Source organism: Marvinbryantia formatexigens DSM 14469, from assembly GCF_025148285.1.
Taxonomy (GTDB): domain Bacteria; phylum Bacillota; class Clostridia; order Lachnospirales; family Lachnospiraceae; genus Marvinbryantia; species Marvinbryantia formatexigens.
The window spans coordinates 284308-306481 of sequence record NZ_CP102268.1 but is presented as its reverse complement, the minus strand read 5'-3'; the positions used below and the strand labels follow the sequence as shown (position 1 = coordinate 306481).

18 protein-coding genes are annotated in these 22174 nt (G+C 39.7%); all 18 read left to right on the top strand.

Annotated features, from left to right (window positions below; all coding sequences use genetic code 11):
- Positions 1–6 precede the first annotated feature (6 nt).
- The 18 genes from NQ534_RS01490 (at position 7) to NQ534_RS01405 (ending at position 22147) form a co-directional block, all read left to right on the top strand.
- Positions 7–2139, top strand: coding sequence for a recombinase family protein (locus NQ534_RS01490; RefSeq protein WP_006862456.1), 2133 nt, complete (start codon positions 7–9; stop codon positions 2137–2139).
- Between the two features lie 248 nt (positions 2140–2387).
- A complete protein-coding gene (locus tag NQ534_RS01485) occupies positions 2388–4535 on the top strand; it encodes a nucleoside-diphosphate sugar epimerase/dehydratase (protein ID WP_260042986.1) in 2148 nt (715 codons plus the stop codon).
- Between the two features lie 95 nt (positions 4536–4630).
- Entirely contained in the window at positions 4631–5182 is a 552-nt protein-coding gene (loaP, locus tag NQ534_RS01480) for an antiterminator LoaP (protein WP_006864106.1), read from the top strand.
- Between the two features lie 127 nt (positions 5183–5309).
- The gene (locus tag NQ534_RS01475; RefSeq protein WP_006864105.1) at positions 5310–6563 is read left to right on the top strand and encodes a DegT/DnrJ/EryC1/StrS family aminotransferase; all 1254 of its coding nucleotides are present in this window, start codon (positions 5310–5312) and stop codon (positions 6561–6563) included.
- A gap of 14 nt (positions 6564–6577) precedes the next feature.
- Positions 6578–7216 carry a sugar transferase gene (locus tag NQ534_RS01470; protein ID WP_006864104.1) on the top strand — a complete coding sequence of 213 codons (639 nt, stop codon included), beginning with the start codon at positions 6578–6580 and terminating at the stop codon, positions 7214–7216.
- 36 nt (positions 7217–7252) lie between these two features.
- Positions 7253–8314, top strand: a complete 1062-nt coding sequence (locus NQ534_RS01465) for a hypothetical protein (protein ID WP_006864103.1) — start codon at positions 7253–7255, stop codon at positions 8312–8314.
- Positions 8307–9503 carry an ATP-grasp domain-containing protein gene (locus NQ534_RS01460; protein WP_006864102.1) on the top strand — a complete coding sequence of 399 codons (1197 nt, stop codon included), beginning with the start codon at positions 8307–8309 and terminating at the stop codon, positions 9501–9503. Before NQ534_RS01465 ends, NQ534_RS01460 begins: the two co-directional genes overlap by 8 nt.
- Before the next feature lie 39 nt (positions 9504–9542).
- The gene (locus NQ534_RS01455) at positions 9543–10733 is read left to right on the top strand and encodes a glycosyltransferase family 4 protein (RefSeq protein ID WP_006864101.1); all 1191 of its coding nucleotides are present in this window, start codon (positions 9543–9545) and stop codon (positions 10731–10733) included.
- Positions 10730–11950 (top strand): glycosyltransferase, encoded by a 1221-nt coding sequence (locus tag NQ534_RS01450; RefSeq protein WP_006864100.1) that lies wholly within the window; start codon positions 10730–10732, stop codon positions 11948–11950. Before NQ534_RS01455 ends, NQ534_RS01450 begins: the two co-directional genes overlap by 4 nt.
- Positions 11951–13273, top strand: coding sequence for an O-antigen polymerase (locus NQ534_RS01445; RefSeq protein WP_006864099.1), 1323 nt, complete (start codon positions 11951–11953; stop codon positions 13271–13273).
- Positions 13260–14501 carry a glycosyltransferase family 4 protein gene (locus NQ534_RS01440; protein WP_006864098.1) on the top strand — a complete coding sequence of 414 codons (1242 nt, stop codon included), beginning with the start codon at positions 13260–13262 and terminating at the stop codon, positions 14499–14501. Before NQ534_RS01445 ends, NQ534_RS01440 begins: the two co-directional genes overlap by 14 nt.
- Positions 14494–15633 (top strand): glycosyltransferase family 4 protein, encoded by a 1140-nt coding sequence (locus NQ534_RS01435; protein WP_006864097.1) that lies wholly within the window; start codon positions 14494–14496, stop codon positions 15631–15633. The genes NQ534_RS01440 and NQ534_RS01435 overlap by 8 nt, the downstream gene beginning before the upstream one ends.
- Positions 15630–17066: a flippase gene (locus NQ534_RS01430; protein ID WP_040785130.1), complete on the top strand. Its 1437-nt coding sequence runs from the start codon at positions 15630–15632 to the stop codon at positions 17064–17066. The genes NQ534_RS01435 and NQ534_RS01430 overlap by 4 nt, the downstream gene beginning before the upstream one ends.
- Complete coding sequence (locus tag NQ534_RS01425) at positions 17059–18090, top strand: polysialyltransferase family glycosyltransferase (RefSeq protein ID WP_006864095.1); 1032 nt, start codon at positions 17059–17061, stop codon at positions 18088–18090. Before NQ534_RS01430 ends, NQ534_RS01425 begins: the two co-directional genes overlap by 8 nt.
- 15 nt (positions 18091–18105) lie before the next feature.
- Positions 18106–18861 carry a 3-deoxy-manno-octulosonate cytidylyltransferase gene (locus tag NQ534_RS01420; protein ID WP_040785127.1) on the top strand — a complete coding sequence of 252 codons (756 nt, stop codon included), beginning with the start codon at positions 18106–18108 and terminating at the stop codon, positions 18859–18861.
- A 38-nt stretch (positions 18862–18899) separates the two neighbouring features.
- The gene (locus NQ534_RS01415; protein WP_040785125.1) at positions 18900–20465 is read left to right on the top strand and encodes an aldolase catalytic domain-containing protein; all 1566 of its coding nucleotides are present in this window, start codon (positions 18900–18902) and stop codon (positions 20463–20465) included.
- Positions 20431–21129, top strand: a complete 699-nt coding sequence (locus tag NQ534_RS01410) for an HAD hydrolase-like protein (protein ID WP_074680215.1) — start codon at positions 20431–20433, stop codon at positions 21127–21129. The genes NQ534_RS01415 and NQ534_RS01410 overlap by 35 nt, the downstream gene beginning before the upstream one ends.
- Positions 21116–22147 (top strand): polysaccharide biosynthesis protein, encoded by a 1032-nt coding sequence (locus NQ534_RS01405; protein ID WP_040785122.1) that lies wholly within the window; start codon positions 21116–21118, stop codon positions 22145–22147. Before NQ534_RS01410 ends, NQ534_RS01405 begins: the two co-directional genes overlap by 14 nt.
- Positions 22148–22174 lie beyond the last annotated feature (27 nt).

The following is a 22174-nucleotide window of genomic DNA, read 5'->3' as shown; positions in this document are numbered from 1 at the left end:
CATAACATGATAACAGCAGAGGCAAAAGGTCCGCAGGTTTCTGTTATACCGGCAACAAAACGGTCGGTCCAGGGCGGGGCACAGTTAAAGAAGCAGACAAATATCCGCGTGGCAGCTTATTGCCGTGTCTCCACAGGGGATGAAAGCCAGCTGACCTCATATACGAATCAGAAAGCATTTTATGCAGGTCTCATTCAGAACCGGGAGGGATGGCGTTTTGCCGGTATCTATGCGGACGAGGCGATTTCCGGTACCAGCCGCGCACACCGAGATGCGTTTAACCGTATGATGGAGGACGCCAGGAACGGCAGGCTGGATTATATCGTGACAAAGTCCATTTCCCGTTTTGCGCGGAATACGGTCGACACGCTCAACTGTGTACGCGAATTGCGGCAGCAGAATCCGCCGGTGGGCGTTTATTTTGAGAAAGAAAATGTTGATACGCTGGATGCGACCGGCGAGCTGATTCTGACGATTCTTTCTGCTCTGGCGCAGGATGAGTCGCGGTCCATTTCCGAGAATATCCGCTGGACCTTCCGGAAAAATTTCCAGGCGGGTATCCCGCAGATTAATCTGAAGCGGATGATTGGATATGATAAAGCGGAGGACGGCACCTGGGTCATAAACCCGGAGCAGGCAGCCACCGTGCAGTATATTTTTGACAGATACGTCTGCGGCCGGTCGGCCAACCGGATCGCGGAGGAGCTCAATAAGCTGGGACGCAAAACCATAAATGATAAAAACTGGTCCTGCAGCTCGGTCATGACGGTGCTCCGCAATGAAAAATACGTAGGGGACCTGGAAATGCAGAAAACGGTTACCAGAGATTTTCTGACGCATCGTTCTACGATTAATCATGGCGAGGCACCAAAGTATTATGTGAAGAATCATCATGCCGCTATCATCGACCGGACCACCTGGGATAAGGTGCAGGCGATGCTCCGTAAAAAATCCGGGGAAAATACGGAATGTATCGCAGACGAAAAGAGGCAGACGGGACCGGGAAAATCGCCGTTTTTCAACCTGCGCTGCAAAGCAGCGCTATCCGGGACGGAGGAAGAATGCGGAGGAAAATTGATCCGGATGACTTATACCGGGACTGCCAGCGGATACACGGATGAACGCTCTCTTGCAGCAACCGGGGGAGATACCTCGCGCTATCTGGAGAAGTATGTCTACGCTTATCCAGTATGGAAATGCGAACGAAGAGCCGGGGAGCGTAAAGGAAAGATTTCCGGGATCCACAGCGAAAAGAAAGACAGGAACTGTCCGTCGGAAATTCTGCATGAGTGCGCCATTGAGCAGAGTTTTATGGAAATGCTGTATGCTCTGAAGAGAGACTATGAAGCGAATGGGAATTCCAGCCGGATTTGTACCTTGTTTCAAGAAGCTTATGAGAGCGCCTGCCAGCGGGAGAGGGGAAATCATATTTCCGCTGTGCGTATGGAAATACTGGACGACCAGATCGCGGAGCTGGAAAATAAGTTAAGGCGGATGACGGACAGGCAGAGCGACGCCGCGTGGGAGAAAGCGCCGGGAATGAATAAAGAGCCTGGAAAAATACAGGAAGAAAGAGCGGAGACGGAAGAAAACCTGCGTCAGCAGTTGTATGAGCTGCAGCAGCAGAAAAACGCGCTGGCTTCCGGACAGGGAACCACGACAGTTATGCAGAAAAATTTTGATTTTTTCTTGAAATGCCTAAAGGAACTGCCGGAAGTAAATCGCGCCGGAATGAGGATTATGGTCGACGGACTGGATGTGCAGGGAAGCTTTTTACGGAATATAGACGGCACTGCAAAAACCGGCGCACGAAAAAACGCAAGGGGTGGACAGCGGAACCTTCCATTGGAAAAGATGATGGCTGCACCGGATTTTCTTCCATTTGAACGGGGAATTTATATGGCATTTATTCTCAGCGGAACGATTCGCGGAGATTGCATTGAGTATACCACTAATTTCGGAGTAAAGCTGATGACAACAGGAAACCGGCGTACTCTGGGCAGCTTCCTGGGCTTTAAAAAATGCAGAGACGATGGCAGCGTAGAAATTCTGGATGTACCTTATAAGGTGTGCGGCAACAGTATTCAATACCGCAGGTATCTGCGGAAAGGGGAAAAGAAAGAGAAAAAAGAAATATAGCGATGCAGCAAAAAAAGCGCCCTGCCGGGCGCATAGTATGAGAGGAAAGTATCTTCTTAATATGCTATGCGCCCGGCAGGGCATTTTTTGCGTTTGTGAGAAATTTTTACATTTTTTGCGAAAAATAGTATAGACAGATGTCTACCGGAAATATTCGGTTATCAGGTCCTGCGGCGCATGGGAAGCCGCACACGGGCAGGATTATACAGGGAGTTTATGAAAAAATCAAAATATTGTTGGGAAAAGCTATGAGAGAAGAACAGAAAAACGGGAAACAGGTATCAGGACAGACGAAAGAAAAAAAACACAGGTTCCAGCACTGGGAAGTGATCGCGCTTTATCTTGTGCTGTATGACGTGGTCGCGGCGTGTGCATCCTATTTTTTTGCGCTGCTGCTGCGTTTCGACATGCACGTATCACAGATCCCTCCGGAATATCTGGATGCTTTTGTGAAATTCATGCCGTTTTATGCAGTATTCATGGTGGCAGTGTTTTATGCCCTGCGGCTCTACAGCAGCATATGGCAGTTTGCAAGCTTCAGTGAGCTCAACCGCATCACGGTGGCGTCCCTTGCCACGGCGGTATTCCATACAGCAGGGATCACGCTTTTCCTGCAGCGGATGCCGGTATCGTATTACATCATCGGTGCGGTCATGCAGTACTGCCTCGTGATCGCGGTGCGGTTTTCCTACCGCTACATCACGATGGAGCGCGCACGCCGGAGACAGGACGGACGTGCAGTCCGCAATGCAATGATCATCGGGGCCGGGGCAGCCGGGCAGGTGATCATCCGCGAGCTGAAAAATTCCGGGGAGGCAGAGGCACGTCCCTGCTGTGTGATCGACGACAATCCCAATAAATGGGGCAGGCTGATGGAAGGCATCCCGGTCGCGGGCGGCAGGGACTCCATCCCGGAGAATGTCCGGAAATATAAGATCGACCAGATCCTGTTCGCCATTCCGACCGCATCCGCGGAGGACCGGAGGGCAATCCTGGACATCTGCAAGGAGACGGGGTGCGAGCTGAAGAGCCTGCCGGGCGTCTACCAGCTGGCAAACGGGGAGGTGTCCTTAAGCAGGATGAAGCCGGTGGCGGTGGAGGAGCTGCTGGGCAGGGACCCGATAAAAGTCAACATGGAGGAGATCTTCCGGTACATAAAAGGAAAAACAATCCTGGTAACAGGCGGGGGCGGTTCCATCGGCAGCGAGCTCTGCAGGCAGATCGCCGGGCATGAGCCGGGACAGCTGGTCATTTTCGACATCTATGAAAACAATGCCTACGACATCGAGCAGGAGCTGCGCCGGAAATACCCGGACCTGAAGCTGTCGGTACTGATCGGCTCCGTGCGCGACAGCCGGAGGATCAACCAGGTATTTGAGACCTACAGGCCGGATATCGTCTACCATGCTGCGGCGCACAAGCATGTCCCGCTGATGGAGACGAGCCCGAACGAGGCAATCAAGAACAATGTGGTCGGCACGTACAAGACAGCCTATGCGGCGCTGAAAAACGGCACGCAGCGGTTCGTGCTGATCAGCACGGACAAGGCGGTGAACCCGACCAACATCATGGGCGCCAGCAAGCGCCTGTGCGAGATGGTCATCCAGAGCATGGACGCCATCAGCAAGGCGGGGAGGATGGACCTGCTCCCGTTCCTGCACGCGCACATGGACAAACAGATAGACGGGCAGATAGCGCACGACCCGGAGGACCACATGGCGGTGGACGGCATGGACGGGAAGCATCCCGGTCTGAATATGGAGAGTGTGAAAAACGGGGAGCATCCGGGGACACAGTTTGTGGCGGTACGCTTCGGGAATGTGCTGGGCAGCAACGGCTCCGTGATCCCGCTCTTCAAAAAGCAGATAGAAGCGGGCGGACCGGTGACCGTCACCCATCCGGACATCATCCGCTACTTCATGACCATCCCGGAGGCGGTCAGCCTGGTGCTGCAGGCAGGGACTTACGCATGGGGCGGTGAGATATTTGTGCTGGACATGGGAGAGCCGGTGAAGATCGACACGCTGGCGCGGAACCTGATAAAGCTTTCCGGATATAAACCGGATGAGGATATCAAGATCGTCTATACCGGGCTGCGGCCGGGCGAAAAGCTTTTCGAGGAAAAGCTGATGGCAGAGGAAGGTCTGAAAAAGACAGACAATGACCTGATCCATATCGGGAAGCCGGTCCCATTCGATGTGGAGAAGTTCCTGCGGCAGCTGGAGGAGCTTGCAAAGGCAAGTTATGAGAACAGCGGGGATATCGTGGGAATGGTCGAGCAGATGGTGACGACTTTCCATCCGGCGGGAAAACAGCCGGAAAAGATCCTTGCGGGACCATATCCTGCAGCAGACAGTGCACTGGATGAGGTTGCCGCAGCAAAAGAGATGGCATAAGAAAAAATTCAGGGAAACAGCAGATCGTCGCTTCGCCGCGTTTGCAGAACCTGGATGTCAGAAAGTGAGAAAAAATCTGCCTGAAACAGGACAGAATGGCGAAGCATACGCAATTCAGGAAACAGAAGGAAGAGACAGAAGTGTGGTATGTGATGCAGGTGCAGACCGGAATGGAAGAACGGATATGTGCACAGTGTAGAAGGAAAATATCCGAGACGGTGCTGGAGCAGTGCTTCATCCCGCGTTATGAGGTGAAAAAGCATATCCAGGGTGAGTGGAAAACACAGAAGCAGATCCTGTTTCCGGGATATGTATTTGTAGTGACATCCGATATCCAGAATCTGCACGAAGAATTAAAAAAGGTTATTGGCTTGACAAAGCTCATTGGGACAGGCAGGGAAATCGTTCCGATTTCTGAAAATGAAAAGGAATTCCTCCTGGGCTTTGGCGGGGAGGAGCAGGTTGTACAGATGTCTGAAGGCATCATCACCGGAAGCCAGGTAGTCATCCACTCCGGGCCTCTGAAAGGAAAAGAAGGATATATCAGAAAGATAGACAGGCACAAGAGAAAGGCATGGCTGGAGCTTCCGCTACTGGGCGGGATGCAGAATGTACAGGTTGGGCTGGAGATTGTGTGTAAGAAATAGGGTGTTTGGATAGAGGCAGGTATGCTACAAAGTCATGGTAGCGTGGAACAGACCGGGAAGAGCCGGGAGAGATAAACACAAAGAAATCAACAGCTGAAAGGCTGGGGAAATAATAGGAGAAATCATTATGGCAAATGATGTTAAAAATTTAAATAAAAGAGTCATTCCATTTAGTCCTCCTGACATCTCTGAACTTGAGATTGCAGAAGTTGCTGAAGCACTCAGATCCGGATGGATTACGACCGGTCCTCGAACAAAAGAATTGGAGAGAAGACTGGCTGAATATTGCCATACCAGCAAGGTTGTTTGCCTAAATTCTGCCACTGCAGCGGAGGAGTTAAACTTTCGAGTTTGTGGAATTGGCGAGGGGGATGAAGTTATTGTTCCAGCTTATACATATACGGCTTCGGCGTCTGCTGCGATTCACACAGGGGCTAGGGTGGTATTTGTGGATAGTCAGTCAGATAATACTGAGATGGACTATGAATCAGTTGCAGCAGTGATTACCGAGAAAACAAAGGCGGTTGTGGCTGTAGATCTCGGGGGCATCATCTGTGACTATGACAAGCTGTATGCAGCCGTTGAGAGTAAGAAAAGCTTGTTTAAAGCAAAAGAAGGCGATGACCTTGGGGCAAGAATTCAGCAGGCAAAGGGCAGAATCCTTGTGTTTGCCGATTGTGCTCACGCTCTGGGGGCTAGTAGAAACGGAAAGATGGCCGGTGAGATAGCAGATTTTACGGATTTTTCTTTTCACGCTGTTAAGAACTTTACCACAGCTGAAGGTGGAGCTTCTACTTGGCTTGATATTCCAGGTGTTGATAATGAGGAAATTTATCATCAGTATCAGCTGTTGAGTCTTCATGGACAGAGCAAAGACGCTCTTGCTAAAACACAGGTTGGCGCGTGGGAGTACGACATTATCGGTCCATGGTATAAGTGCAACATGACGGATATTATGGCTGCCATTGGTTTAAAACAGCTTGATAGATATGAGGGAATGCTGAAAAGACGAGGTCAAATTATAAATAGATACGATGCTATGTGTGATGAGATGGGAATTAAACATTTAATCCACAGCGGAGCAAATTTCCAGAGTTCAAACCATTTGTATTTAACTCGTATTCCTGGTGCGTCTGATGAAACTAGAAGAGAAATTATTGTGAAGCTTGCTGAGCGTGGCGTTAACACAAATGTCCACTACAAGCCGTTGCCGATGATGACAGCATACAGAGCACTTGGTTGGGATATTAAGGAATTCCCGAATGCTTATAGCTATTACGAGAATCTGATTACACTTCCTCTTCATACATGTTTGACTGATGAAGATGTTGATTACGTTATTGAGAACTATAGGGAAGTAGTACGTGAGTACATGAAATAACAGGGGGAAAAACGGTGTATAGAAAAGGCGTAAAAAATATATTCGATTTTCTAATCGGCTTGTGTGGATTTCCGTTTTTTTTGATTGCGTTGATAATCTTTGGCCCGATTATTTATTTCACTGACAAAGGTCCTATTTTCTATAATGCAAATAGAATCGGAAAAGATGGTAAGCTTTTTAAGATGTATAAATTCCGTTCTATGTATGTTAATGCACCAGATATTCGTCTGGCTGATGGCTCAACATATAACGGAGAGGATGATCCCAGAGTTACAAAAATTGGTAAGTTCATGAGAAATACAAGTGTGGACGAACTTCCGCAGCTCTTGAATCTCCTCAATGGAACGATGAGCTTAATTGGTCCTCGTCCTGATCCGCCGGATTGGTTAGATAAATATCCTGAAGATATCAAAATCTTCTTAACTGTGAAACCGGGATTAACCGGATATAGTCAGGCTTATTACAGAAATAGTGCCGATGGTGAAGAGAAGATGAAGAACGATGCCTATTATGCAAGACACTGCAGCTTTATGATGGATGTGAAGATTTTTTTCAAAACAATTGCTATTGTGCTTGGGCACGATAATACATATAAGGATACAAGCAACGAAGACGAGGCAAAGAAACAAATAGAAGAACTGAGAAAACACTAAGTTTAAAGTTTTGCTTTTTTGAGGTGGGAGAGTGGAATGGTTAAAGAGTATGGATATGAGTATAATGCTGTGCTTGATAAAGAGATATATAAAACAACGAAAGGCAGAGTAACTCATGAAAAGTTTATGGGAGCTATATGCTTAAGATCCGGTCGCGATGCTCTTAAAGCAGTAGCACGAGAATTCAAATCGACTACTGTTTTGATTCCTGCTCTTGCATGTGACTCTATGATACTTCCTTTTGAAATGTATGGTCACAAGGTGAAATACTACAAGCTGAATAATGACTATTCGATTAATCTGGAATCACTGTATTCCTTAATCTCAAATGAAGATCAAACAGTTCTGTTTCTCTACATGGATTATTTCGGTAATAAAGCGATTGCGGATGCAGAACTTGAAAAGTTAAGAGCTTTATATCCGTCATTTGTTTTTATTGAGGATAGGACGCACAATCTTCTGGTGGAGAGTAAATATACTTTCAAGCCAGACTTTACGGTAGCTAGCCTTCGCAAATGGATTGATATTCCGGATGGTGGCTTATTGTGGACTGATAGAGACCTGAAGGGAAAGGAATACAGTGAAGATCTTACATTTTCTGAGATAAGATTAAAAGCACAATGTATGCGAAATGAATTTTTACAATCTGGTAATGAAGAGATAAAGGCTGAATATCGAAAAATCTTTTCTACTGTAGCAGATGTGATTGACGAAGAGAAACTTCCCGGATTGATGTCGCAGTATTCATATGAAAGAGCTTGTAAAACTGACCTGAGAGAAGTAAATGAACTTCGTTGTAGGAATGCACAAGTACTTATCGATAATTTGCAAGACTTCGACTTTGTTCAAGACAAAACTGGCTTTGGTGATGTATATGTGGCAGTTCTAATTAACAACCGAGACGCAGTTCAGAAAGCGCTTGCTTCTATGAGCATCTTCTGTACAATCATTTGGCCATTAAATAAAGAGCAGAGAATGTCCTGCGAAGTTGCAAAATATACCGAAGAACACATGCTTACAATCTATTGTGATCAGCGACATAGCGTTGAGGATATGAAATATATTGCTTCCTGTATAAGGAGAGTATGTAATGAGTAAAAAAATCATGATTCTGGGAGCAAGCATTCTGCAGCTTCCGGCTATTGAAAAAGCTAAAGAAATGGGAATGGATGTAATTGCAGTGGATATGAATCCAGAAGCAATTGGTTTTAATGTTCCGGGCGTTATAAAAGAAGTTATTAGTACAATAGATGCTCCTGCTATTGTGGAAGCGGCAAAGAGGCATCAGATTGATGGAATTATGACATTGGCTACTGACATGCCAATGAGATCCGTTGCAACAGTGGCTAAAGAGATGGGGCTGATTGGTATTGATGCAGATACCGCTTTAAAGGCCACAAATAAGGCTGAAATGAGGGTAGCACTTCAAGCGGAAGGAGTTCCAATTCCGAAGTTTTTTAAAGTTGCAAATGAAGAAGAGTACACGGAAGCTGTAAAACAGTTTACGGTTCCCTTCATTGTTAAACCTGCTGATAGTTCCGGCAGCAGAGGAATATTTGAGGTTATTGATATAACCGACCAGAAACTAATTAAAGAAGCATATAGTTACTGCAGACCATTTTCCCGAGTGGGAGATGTGGTCGTGGAAGAATACATGAGTGGTATAGAAGTCAGTGTCGAAACACTTTCTGTTGATGGCGTTTGTCATGTGATTCAAATTACGGACAAGTTAACTACAGGTGCCCCACATTATGTAGAAATGGGGCATTCACAGCCGACAAAATATGGTGGGGAGATTGCTGAAAGAATTGCTGAGGTTGCAAAGGCTGCGAACAGAGCAATAGGAATTAAGGACGGTCCATCCCATACAGAGATTATTGTAACTGCTGAGGGACCAAAGATAGTTGAAATTGGTGCAAGACTTGGTGGTGATAATATAACAACACATCTTGTTCCGCTTTCTACCGGTGTGAATATGGTGGAATGTTGTATCAAGATTGCACTTGGGGAAAAGCCCGATATTGAGCATAAGTGGAGCAAAGGTGCTGCTATTCGTTATTTCCAGCAGACTGCAGGTGTTGTCAAGAGCATTGAAGGCATTGAAGAGGCTGAAAAGGTGTCAGGTATTCAGCAGATAAGTGTTGTACATGATGTGGGAGAAGAAGTAACTGACGTAATAAGTAGCGGGTCAAGAATGGGTTTTGTTATTGCCCAGGATGAAAATGCTGAAATAGCAATAAAAGACTGCTATGATGCGTTGGATAAGATAAAGGTAGTCATTGCGTAATATTTTTTGAAAGGAAACAGCGAAAGCTTAAAGGATGGTATGCGAATTGTAATAGCTACACCAATTTTATATAACCCGGCAAGTCCTTTTAATCATCTGTTTAAGGATATTATTGGCGGTTTCCTTGATGATGGGAATCAAGTTATTAGACTTGTTGCTGTGGAGAATACGGATGAAATCGAATTTAAATATGGCTATGAAGGAAAGGATATAGAGTACAGGTTATATAAAAGAAAAAATAGTGACCATGGAAATATCTTTTCCAGATATGTCAGAGATACACTGACAAACATTAGAGAAGCAATCGGTATTCTGAAACTTAAAGATGTTGATGTTCTTTTTGAGGATGTATCGTATTCATCTTTCTGGGCTGTCAAAGCTGCGAAGATGAAAGGCATTAAAGTTGTTGCAATGCTCCAGGATGTTTGGCCGGACAATGCGGTTCAAAGCCATTTGATATCGGAAGGCTCTTTCCTATACAAATATTTTGAGATGTGGCAGAAGTCTGTGTATATGAAAGCAGATAAGCTAATCTGCATTTCTGATGATATGAAAGACTTTATTGTCAGCAAAGGCGTAGATGCTGACAAAATAGAAGTCATCTATAATTGGGGATATTCAGACGAAGTGGTTGATATTTCTTGGGAAGAGAATGAATTCGTAAAGAAATATAATTTAGACAAAGATAAGTTCTATGCAATTTATGCTGGGAATATCGGCAAGATGCAGAATGTTGAAATAGTGGTAAATGCGGCAAAAGAGCTTCAGGATAGAGAAGACATTCAATTTTTAATTATTGGTGATGGAGCGAGAAAAACAGCAATTGAGAAAATGGCAACAGATGTAAAAAATATTACTATGTTACCGATGCAACCAAGTGAAATTTCTACACATATCTATTCTGCTGCAGGCGTAAATATTATTCCATTGGTAGCCGGTGGAACGAAGACCGCGATGCCTAGTAAAACGGGAATAGTGCTTTCTTGTGGTCAACCGGTTGTGTTTGCCTTTGGCGGTGAATCAAGGTTCGCTAAGATGATTAAAGAGTCTGGCTCCGGAGCTTCTGTTAACGCAGATGATTGTCAAGGATTAGCCGAGTGGATTACTAAGATTGCAGATGCGAAGGATGTAGATAAGAAACCAGGACATAAGGTTTTTAAAGCGTTATTTGTTCAGAGCGAAAACGTAAAGAAGTATATTTCTTCGCTAAATATGGTGATAGATAAATGAGAATAATGTTTATTAATAGTGTTTATGGCGTTGGAAGTACAGGAAAAATTGTTCGAGATCTATGCCAGGAATTAATTCAAAATGGTAATGAGGTTAGAGTCTGTTATGGACGAAAAGGACCTGTTGCAGATAGCTACGCCATCCAAGTATGTACGAAATTTGAATTCTACCTTGATGTTTGCCTGAGTAGAATTACAGGATTGCATGGATGTTTCTCTAACTTATCTACGGAGAGAGTAATTAAGGAAATTGAAAACTTTTCTCCTGACATTATCCATTTGCATAATATACACGGATACTATCTCAATATATATAAGTTGATTAAGTATTTGAAAAAAAAGAATATCAAGGTTGTTTGGACATTACATGATGAATTAATGTTTACAGGCAAATGCAGTTATGCATATGGATGTGATAAATGGCTTTATGGGTGTAAGGAGTGCGCACAAGTTAAAGAGTATCCCAAATCCATATTATTTGATTGTAGCAGTTTGCTGTACAAACGGAAAAAAGCATTATTTCATGGAATTTCAAACTTCTTTTTTGTTACGCCATCAAAATGGTTATCAGATAGAGTGAAGAAGTCATATTTGCATGAAGCAAAATGTTTCGTGATAAACAATGGAATTGACACTGAAGAAACTTTTTATCCTTGTAATACAAACCAATTGAGACTCAAACTGGAGATTGACAACTTCAAAGTTATATTAACCGTGACAGATGACGTTTTTAGCGAACGAAAGGGAATTGATACCTTTATTAAGTTAGCAGATATGTATAAAGGGAAGAATATAAAGTTTATTGTGGTAGGTGGCGTAAGAGAAGATTTACAAAGGGATAATGTTATATATATCCCGATGACAACAAATCAGAAGGAACTTACCGAGTTTTATGCACTCGCTGATGTATTTGTGATTACAAGCAAATGTGATAATTTTCCGACGGTTTGCTTGGAAGCATTAGCGTGCGGTACCCCAGTTGTTGGTTTTGATGTTGGTGGAATTGCTGAAACTGCACCACAAATGGGAATCGGGCGATTTGTTGAAATGAATGATTTAGAGGAAATGGTTAAGGCAATAGATTATTTTTTGATGGAAGAATCTTTGAAGAATATAAAGAAATGTCGCTCATATGCAACTTTATATTTTAGCAAACAACATATGAATAATAAATATATAAAATTGTTTCAAGAATTGATTCGGTCAGGAGAAGAATAAGTGTTCAATACAATATGTTTAGTTTTTACAGGAATTGTTATTATAGGTTCTATTCTTGTATATATTTATAAATTCAAAAATGAGGTAATTTCACATTTTACAATAATCGCTGCAGTTTGTTTTTTGGTTGAGGTTTTTGCTCCGATGGTCTGGCAATTAAGAGGGCAAACAAAATACCGTTATCTGGAAGTTATGGAATATACTCCGCAGGCATCATTTTACTTCATCATAGGATATCTGTTTTTCTGTTTCTTCTTTTTTGCAAAGAGTCCGAGATATGATAATTGGCTTTATTCAAGAGAAGATATTGAAAATGATTATTCGGATATTAGAGTTCATCATGCGTGGATTCTTTATGGTGTGTTTTTTGTACTGTATGTAATTTATTTATCACTGCGAGGCAGGAGCGTATTATCACAATTGACATTAGGGCAGCAAGGAAATTATTCGGATGATATTCTTAGCTCTACAGATTCAAATCTATGGTTTTTGATGGTGAGTCTGAATGCATTAGTATCTATATCTGTGGTTCTGCTTGTATATCAAAAAAATTACAGATGGACCACTTATATCGTATATATTGTGACATTACTTTTTACAGTGTCAGCTGGATACCGACATTTGATGATTGATGCGATTCTGGCACCTATTCTTGTTAGATCAATATTAAATAAGAAGAAAATATCAATACCTAGATTATTATTGATTGTTGTTTGTTTATATCTAGTTGTTAGCTGGGTTGGAGCAATGAGAGGTGTCTATAGAACAGGTGTTGGAACATTGTCTGGGTTTGAAAGTTCATCGGCATTTGATTCTTTTATGATTAATATTGAGGTTTTTTTTCCTTATTTTGCCTATACAAATTATATTAATTCGATAAGACAATTCTCATTTGGAGGAACCTATATTGCGGCAATACTTCAGTTGGTTCCAAGTTTTATTTGGCCCGGAAAGGGGGCAGCTGTTGCGACAATTAAACACGATGCTGGATATAAAGGAATGCTGAGTGGAATGGCATCAGAAGGCATAGCTGATAATTTTTGGTGTGAAGGATATAAAAATGGTGGAATATTTGGAATAATAATTGTTTTCTCTATTTTAGGTAGGATAACAGCAAAACTTAGAAAACTTCAATATTCCGAAAGAGCATCAGATGTAATTATTTATGCATTATCGGCTACGTTTATGTTTCAGGTATTAACAAGATCGTTTCAGAATATGTTACAAGATGGATTGTTTTTATTTTTGCCGATTTTAGTTTTGAGGTTTTTACCGAGGCTGTCCTTTGGAAGCAGGGGGATGAGAGATTATGAGGAAATATAAGGTTATCGTGGCGCACGCAGGGCAACAGTCTTCATTCAGAAGAGCAGAAGCACTGAAGAAGGGCGGCTTATTATATAGATACATAACTACAGTATACGTTAAGAAAGGATATTTAGGATGGTTAAAAGTCTTTAGGGTTATTAGCCATAAAGAATATGAAAGAATGACTTTACGAAACTGTCCTGTTCTTGAGGATACAGAAGTAATTCAGTTTGATATTTTGCCAAATCTTATGCTTATATTGATAAACCGTGTTCCTAAATTGAAGAATCTGTATGTTCGGACAAATATTAGATTAAGCAAAAAATTTGCGCGGAAGGTTGCAAGATATGCTTCTCGTGAAAATGTTAATGCATTGATTATGATGGGAGCGGCGCCGGCGAAGGCATTTGATGAATTGCAGAACAACAATATAATAAAAGTTTTTGATATGACTTCTATTGCATATAATTATCAATCAATGATTATGGAAAGAATGGCAAAGAAAATGCCTGAAGAATGGCGAAGGCATATTTCAGTGACATCGGACGATAACATAATTTGTGAGTTGATGGAGAATATATCAAAAGCGGATCACATAATATGCACATCTGAGTTTGCAAAAAGCTCTTTGATTGCAAATAACATTGATGAAAAAAGAATACATGTCATATCGTATGGTTTAGAACAAAATAAGAAATCACATAATATAGGTAAGCCTGGAAAATTAAGTTTACTGTATGTTGGCTCGGTGTCTTGCGAAAAAGGATTATATTTTTTGCTGGAAGCAGTAAAAAGAATTAATTCTGAAGAAATAGAGTTAGTGTTAGTAGGTAAAAATTACATAGACGATAAGTTACTTGAGCCATACAAAAAATGGTGCAACTTTATTGGGGATATTCCACATACTCAGGTTGAAAACTATTATCTCAATGCAGATGTTTTTATCCTTCCTACGTTGTTTGATAGTTTTGGTCGTGTTGTTAGTGAAGCAATGTCTTACGGAATTCCAATCATTAGTACTAGTAATGCCGGTGCGGCAGACTATATAAAAAATGGAGAGAATGGATTTGTTATTCCAGCTGGAGACATTGATTCAATGGTTGAGAAAATAAGATATTTTTTACTTAATAGAGATGAAGTAAAAATAATGGGGAAAAAAGCACAGACTACAGCGGAATCACACACTTGGGAACAGTACGAGGTTGAGTATGCAGAGGAAATGAGAAGGATAATAGAGAATGGCTAACAAAATGAAAGTACTTTTCTTGACGAATTTACCAGCACCATACAGAGTAGAATTTTTCAATCGTTTAGGAGAAATGTGCGATTTAACAGTTTTGTTTGAACGAACACTTAGTTCTAATAGAGATGGTAAATGGAAATCTGAAGAAAGACATACATTTAAGTCTATTTTTATGGATGGATTTAATGTAGGTAAAGAAGATGCTCTGTGCCTAAAGGTGCTGAAATATTTGAAAACAATTAGGTTTGACTTCTTTGTGGTATGTGGTTATAGCACACCGACATCAATACTGTCAATTTACTATTGTAGGCACAAGAAAATCCCATATATTTTATCAATTGATGGTGCAAGAAATGTACAAGAGTCAGGAATAGTGAAGAAAATAAAAAGTCATTTAATAAAAGGAGCAACGGCATATTTATGTACGGGGAAAGAATCTAAGGAAATGCTAGTTAAGCATGGTGCTAGCATTACAAATACGTATATATATCCATTTTCATCATTGCCAGAAAAAGAGATTGATAAAGGAATAAGGTCAAAAGAAGATAAGGAGCAGTTGCGAAAAGAACTCGGCATCAGAGAAGAAAGGGTGATTGTTTCTGTAGGACAATATATATTCCGAAAGGGCTTTGATACTCTCTTAAAGGCACTAAGTAATGAAAGAAACAATGTTGGGGTTTATATAATCGGAGGAAAAGAACCGACACAGGAATATATTAATATTATCAAAGAACGAAGGCTAAAAAATGTTCACTTTGTTGATTTTCAAAAGAAAAATGAATTAATAAAGTATTATCATGTTGCTGATCTGTTTGTCTTACCAACGAGAGATGATATTTGGGGGCTTGTAATAAATGAAGCAATGGCGTGTGGCCTCCCGGTAATTACAACAAATCAGTGTGTAGCTGGTTGTGAATTAATTAAACCATTTGAGAATGGGTTTCTTGTTGACTGTGAAGATATTGAGGATTTGAGTGAAAAAATTAACTACTTGCTTGATGACGAAGAAAGAAGAAAAATTATGGCCCAAAATAATATACAGAAGATGAAGGGATACTCTTTGGAGAAGATGGCAACTGAGCATTATAAAATTTTTATGCACTTAAAAGATGGCAGGAAAGAAAATCAAATATGAATAAAATAGCAAAAAACTATATTTATAATGTTTTATATAATATTTTGGTCTTAATTGTACCATTACTTACAGCACCTTATTTAGCACGAGTATTAGGAGCAAATCAACTAGGTATATATAGTTATATTAATTCAACGACTTCCATAATAATTTCCATTTCATTGATTGGACTTTCATCTTATGGAAGTCGTCAGATTGCATATGTACGCGATGATACAACCATAACTGCACGGACATTTGCGGATGTGATGTGCCTTAGATTTTTTTTAGGTATAATCGGATCAATAGTGTATTGTGTCTGTGCTTTGATTTCGGATTATGCGATACTATTTGCATTTTATTATGCGTATTATTTTGGAAATGTAATAGATTGCACATGGTTTTTTGTTGGCGTTGAGGATATGAAAATTCCGGCATTGAAGAATACGATTGCTAAACTAATAGCAACAATAGGGATTTTCATAGCTGTTAAAGAATCTGACGATTTATGGAAATATATTCTTTTGCTAGCTTTGTCAAATTTAGTAGGAATGATAATATCATATCCCCAATTAAAAAAGTATTTATATCCATTACGTCCTAATTTTAAATCATTCCCTAAACACTATGTAGGAGCGTTAATGCTTTTTCTTCCGTCATTAGTTTCTACTATATATTTGCAAGTCGATAAAGTGATGATTGAATGGTTAACAAATGATACCGCTCAGATATCTTTTTATGACCAAGCTGAAAAGATAGTGCTTATTCCACTAACTTTTATTACGGTTTTGAGTAATGTAATGATGCCTAGAATAGCAAATGAGTTTTCAAACAATAATAAAGAAAAAATTAACGAGTTATTGACCAAAGCTTGTAGAGCATCATTGTTCATGGCTTTTCCGTTAATGTTTGGAATTGCTGGAATTTCCAATTGCTTTATCCCTTGGTATTTAGGTGATGAGTTTTCAGCAACTTCAACAGCGCTAATGATATTAGCTCCTATTGTACTTAGTAATACATTGATAGGAATATCAGGAACGCAGTATTTTATTGCAACAAACCAGATAAAAATACTTCTTTTATCAAATTCATTAGCCGCGGTTATGAATATTCTTGTGAATGCGTTGATGATACCTAAGTTTGGGTATATTGGTGCGGCAGTTGCGACACTGATTTCAAATTATACGCTTGTGTTAGTTCAATACTATGTATTATCAAAGCAGATTTCAATTCGGAAAATGTTTTCAAATACCTTGCGATATTTGATTGCATCAATGATTATGTTCGTGTTTGTATTTGGCTTGAATTTTATATGCAAGCCTGCTCCTTCGGTAACGGTGATTCAAATATTATTAGGAGCAATTGTATTCTTTGGAATTATGTTTGTTATTAAAGATGAATTAACAGGAGAAATAGTGATACAAATCAAAAGAAGGATAAAGAGGCATGAATAATTTATTCGTACTACATACGCAATACAATTTAATTTTAGCAATAGGATTATGTAAAACTGAACTTAAGAACGACACGAATGATCTTATTCTCTTTGAAGATTTTAAGATTACAGAACGATATAAGGAGGTTTTTGATAAAAACTTTATTAATGTTCATGTGATAAATGGGAACTACCATAAAGGAAAGCTTACTCCAACTCAAAAATATAATAAAATTAAGAATGATATTTCTACGATTACTTCCCAAATTAGCGAAAAGTATGACAGTATATTTATTGTCGATGATATGTGCATACAGGAAATGTTTTGTCTTAAATTGGTTGGAACAAAAAATAAATATGCCAAAATGTTTTGGTTAGAAGATGGATCAAATGCATATTTTGATAATGGTGTCCCGTCGTTAGGCATGGGGGGAACGGTCTTGAAGAGATTTATTAGAAAAATTATCTTTAGTACTAGATTTAGGTTAGGAAAGTACTATGATTTAGGCCCCTGCATGGGAAGTAATCGTAATTTGAGCGGAGGATGGTTTACCTTTCCAGAGGCAGTTAGACCGGAGTTAAAGCAAATAGATCATTATTTGATAACAGATAAAGCGTTTAAATTTGGAATGAAAGAGCTTTTCTATGGGAATAAAATTGACATGCTTGATGATTCAATACTAATAGCATTAGATTTATTGGCGGTATATGGAGAGGATTTCTTTAATGTGATTGCGTATGTAGAGGAAATCGTTTTTGAAGCCCAAAAGAATGGTCAAACAGTATATTATAAATATCACCCAAGGGAAACAGGGCGTATGGATACATTGAATAAATGTGTTGAATTAGACAGAACAGTAGCACTAGAAAGTTACTTAATAAATACTACTGCAAACAAACTAACAATAGTAGGTTTTAAAAGTACGGCTTTACAGACTGCTCGAAAAATTGGTTACGAAACAATATCGTATATAAAGAAGTTAGAACCAGATAGCACGGATATTTCTAATTTCTATGAATCAATAGGTATTATTTGCAAATAAAAAGGAGAAAATATTATGAAGATTATTGGTGTTATTCCGTCTCGTTACGCATCCACTCGCTTTCCTGGAAAAGGACTCTCAGACATTTGCGGTCGCCCGATGATTTGGTGGGTTTACCAGAGCTTAAAGAAAGCGAAAGGAATTACAGAAGCATACGTGGCTACAGATAGTGAGTTGATTACAAAAGAGTGTGATAAATGGGGGATTCCATGGGTTATGACTTCAGAGAGTTGCCCCACTCATCTTGAGCGTCTCTATGAGGTGTCTACAAAAATAGATGCTGATTTTTATATCAATGTTAATGGTGATGAACCGCTTATGGAGAGCTCATGTGTAGAAGATTTAATTCCAGAAGGCATTGATCCTGAGAGCAGTTATTTTGCAAATGGTATGATGTATCTTGTGGATCCAATTGACGCATACGATTCTTCAAAAATAAAGATAGCTACAGATATGCAGGGGTATGGCATGTATATGGCTAGATCACCTATTCCGTTCCCAAAGGGGAGAAGTGATTTCCGTTTAAAGAAGTTTGTTGGAGTACAATGTTTTACAAAAAAGGCATTGCAGTTTGTAAACGATACTCCTAGAGGTTATTTGGAAAGCATAGAAGATATTGATGAATTTCGCTTCCTTGAGAATGGTCATAAGGTTAAGTTTATTCTTACGAATGCTACGACCTTATCAGTTGATACGCCTAAAGACTTATTCAAAGTTCGTAAGATAATTGCAGAAAAACTTGAGCATGGTGAGCTCGCAATTTCCGAATAATGAATAATTGGATTATACATAAAGGAAAGGAGGCCAAAATGAATACCACAAAGATTTTAGATTGCACTCTTCGAGATGGCGGATATATTAATAACTGGAAATTTGGTGGTAGAACTATTAAAAGTATAATATCGAATTTAGAGGATGCTGGAGTTGATATTATTGAATGTGGGTTTATACGAAAAGAAGACCACAGTTCGGATTCATCGGTGTTTTCTTCTATGGAACAAGTTGCGGATATAATTGCTCCCAAAAAAGCCAATATTAGCTATGCAATTATGATAGAGCAACATAATCATGTTGATAAGTTAATTCCCGAAAATGATGGAAACGGTGCTGACATTATTAGAATTACCTTTCGCAGGAAAGAATGGGAAGAAGCAAAGGTTGCAATTAAACATTTAATATGTAAAGGATACAAAGTTTGTGTGCAACCGGTTGGAACGGTTACATACGATGACGAATCGCTTCTTAAGCTTATTAAAGATGTAAATCAAATTAAGCCGTATGCTTTTTATCTTGTAGATACATTGGGTGTGATGTATAGACATGATATGAGAAGATTCTTTTATCTAATTGATAATAATCTTTCTAAAGAAATTTGCTTAGGGTTCCATTCACATAATAATTTACAAATGTCATTTGCTAATGCGCAGGAAATGATGAGATTAGCTAAGCAGAGAAGCATTATCGTTGATACCTCATGTTACGGAATGGGACGAGGAGTAGGAAATCTTGCAACAGAGTTGTTTGCTGATTATGTTAATAAGACGATTGAATACAGATATGCGTTAACACCTATTTTGAATATTGTTGATAAGTATTTAATGCCTGTGTATGCAGAACAAAGATGGGGGTATGATTTACCATATTTTTTAGCTGCTACAGTAAAATGTCACCCTAATTATGCTGCGTATTTGATGAAAAAAGATACGATTGGTATAGAAAAAATAGAGCGGATATTAAGCCTTATTCCTGTAGAAGAGCGCAATGAATATAACTCAGTACTTATTGAACAATTGTATTTGAATTTTCAGAATTGCGATGTTAATGACGAGACGGCTTACGTAAAGCTACGAAATATGATTCTTGGAAAAGAAGTAGTTGTTCTTGGCTCTGGAAGTAGCATCATAAAGTACGCATCTGTAATTTGTGAAACTTCAAAAGATAAATTCGTGATTTCAATCAATTATATCAACGATATTTATAAAACGGATGCATTGTTTATCTCTAATGATAAAAGACTTAATTCTATTGAATGGGATGAGGATAAGTATGTTTTAGTGACATCTAATCTTAGCCATGAAGTAAAGAACGCCCTTGTTTTTAATTATTCAGCATTGTTAGGAGAAGGTGAAGAATCCGATAATTCTGGCGCAATGCTTATTAGAATTCTTCAAAAAGCGGGTGCTAAAAAAATATATCTTGCAGGATTTGATGGGTTTGATGTGAATGCATCAGAGAACTATGCAGTAGAATCATTTAAAAAGACTATCGATAATGATACTGCTCTAAGAAAAAATCTATGCATTTCTAAGCAACTAAAATTGGCACTAAGTGGGGTAGATTATGAATTTATTACACCAACAAGATATGAAGTATAAGCTTGTAATATTTGATTTTGATGGTACAATTGCAGATACTTCTCCAGGAATTTTAGATTCTCATAGATTTGCATTATCTGCAATGGGGAAAGAAGTTCCTTGTGAAAAAGAATTACGAACAGTCATAGGAGGAAACTTACTCCAGATATATATCAATAGGTTTAGATTTTACGAAAACAAAGCTAGAGAAGCAGTTTCGATTTATAGAAGCCGATATGCCGAAAATGGAATTCACATGGCTGTACTCTATCCGGGAATTGAAATGCTACTTAGCAAACTAAAAGAAAAAAATTATAAAATAGGGATGGCTACACTAAAGGCTGAAAAATTTGCAAAAATTATGCTTTCAGAGCTGGGTGTTGATTCCTATTTTGATGCTGTATGTGGGATGGATGAAGATGATAGATTGACTAAGGCATTACTTATTGAAAAATGTTGTAATTTTTGTGATGTGGAAAAGTCGAAAACCATACTCATTGGAGATAGTAATAACGATTTGCTTGGGGCTAAAGAAGCTGGAGTACACTTTGTCGGTGTAACTTATGGCTTTGGATTTTCAAAGGATGAAAAATACTGTTTTGATTCTGCACATACAACCGAAGAAGTATTATCTGTAATTGAGAACCAGAAAGAAAATGGAGAGTGCGAAAATGTCGTTATTTAAAGAAAAAACTTTAATGATAACTGGCGGAACCGGTAGTTTCGGAAATGCGGTATTAAATCGTTTCCTTCAAACAGATATTGGAGAAATTCGAATTTTTTCTCGTGATGAAAAGAAACAGGATGATATGCGCCATGAATATCAGAATAAGATGCCAGAAGTTTCAGATAAAATCAAGTTTTACATCGGGGATGTAAGAGATCTTCAGTCGTGTAAAAACGCTATGCATGAAGTAGACTATATTTTTCATGCAGCCGCTCTCAAGCAAGTGCCATCTTGTGAGTTTTTCCCTATGGAGGCTGTTAAGACCAATATTATCGGTACAGACAATGTTTTGACTGCTGCTATTGAGGAAGAAGTAGAATGTGTAATTTGCCTATCCACAGATAAAGCGGCATACCCGATTAATGCCATGGGAAAATCAAAGTCGTTGGAAGAATCTGTGGCTATTGCTAAGTCCAGATATTCTGGCAAGACTAAAATTTGCTGTACTCGATATGGAAACGTTATGTGCTCTCGCGGATCTGTTATTCCGCTTTGGATTGATCAGATTAAAGCTGGAAATCCAATCACTGTTACTGAACCGAACATGACTCGTTTTATTATGTCTTTGGAAGAAGCAGTTGACCTAGTTCTTTATGCTTTTGAGAATGGCGAGAATGGAGACCTTTTCATTATGAAAGCTCCGGCATGTTCAATTGGTCTCCAAGCAGAAGCAGTAGCAGAGATGTTTGGTGGCAAGAAAGAGGACATAAAGGTTATTGGTATCCGTCATGGTGAGAAGATGTACGAAACATTACTTACCAACGAGGAGTGTGCAAAGGCCATTGATCTTGGCGGATTCTATAGAGTTCCTGCTGATAATCGCGGATTAAACTATGATAAGTATTTCAAAGAGGGAGATGCGGAACGAAACATGTTGATGGAGTTTAATAGTAACAATACTAGACTTCTTAATAAGGAAGAAATTAAAGCTAAGATGCTTGAGCTTACATACATCAGGGAGAGACTCGTTGAGTAATCTGTAAATGATTGAAAAAAGAGAAAA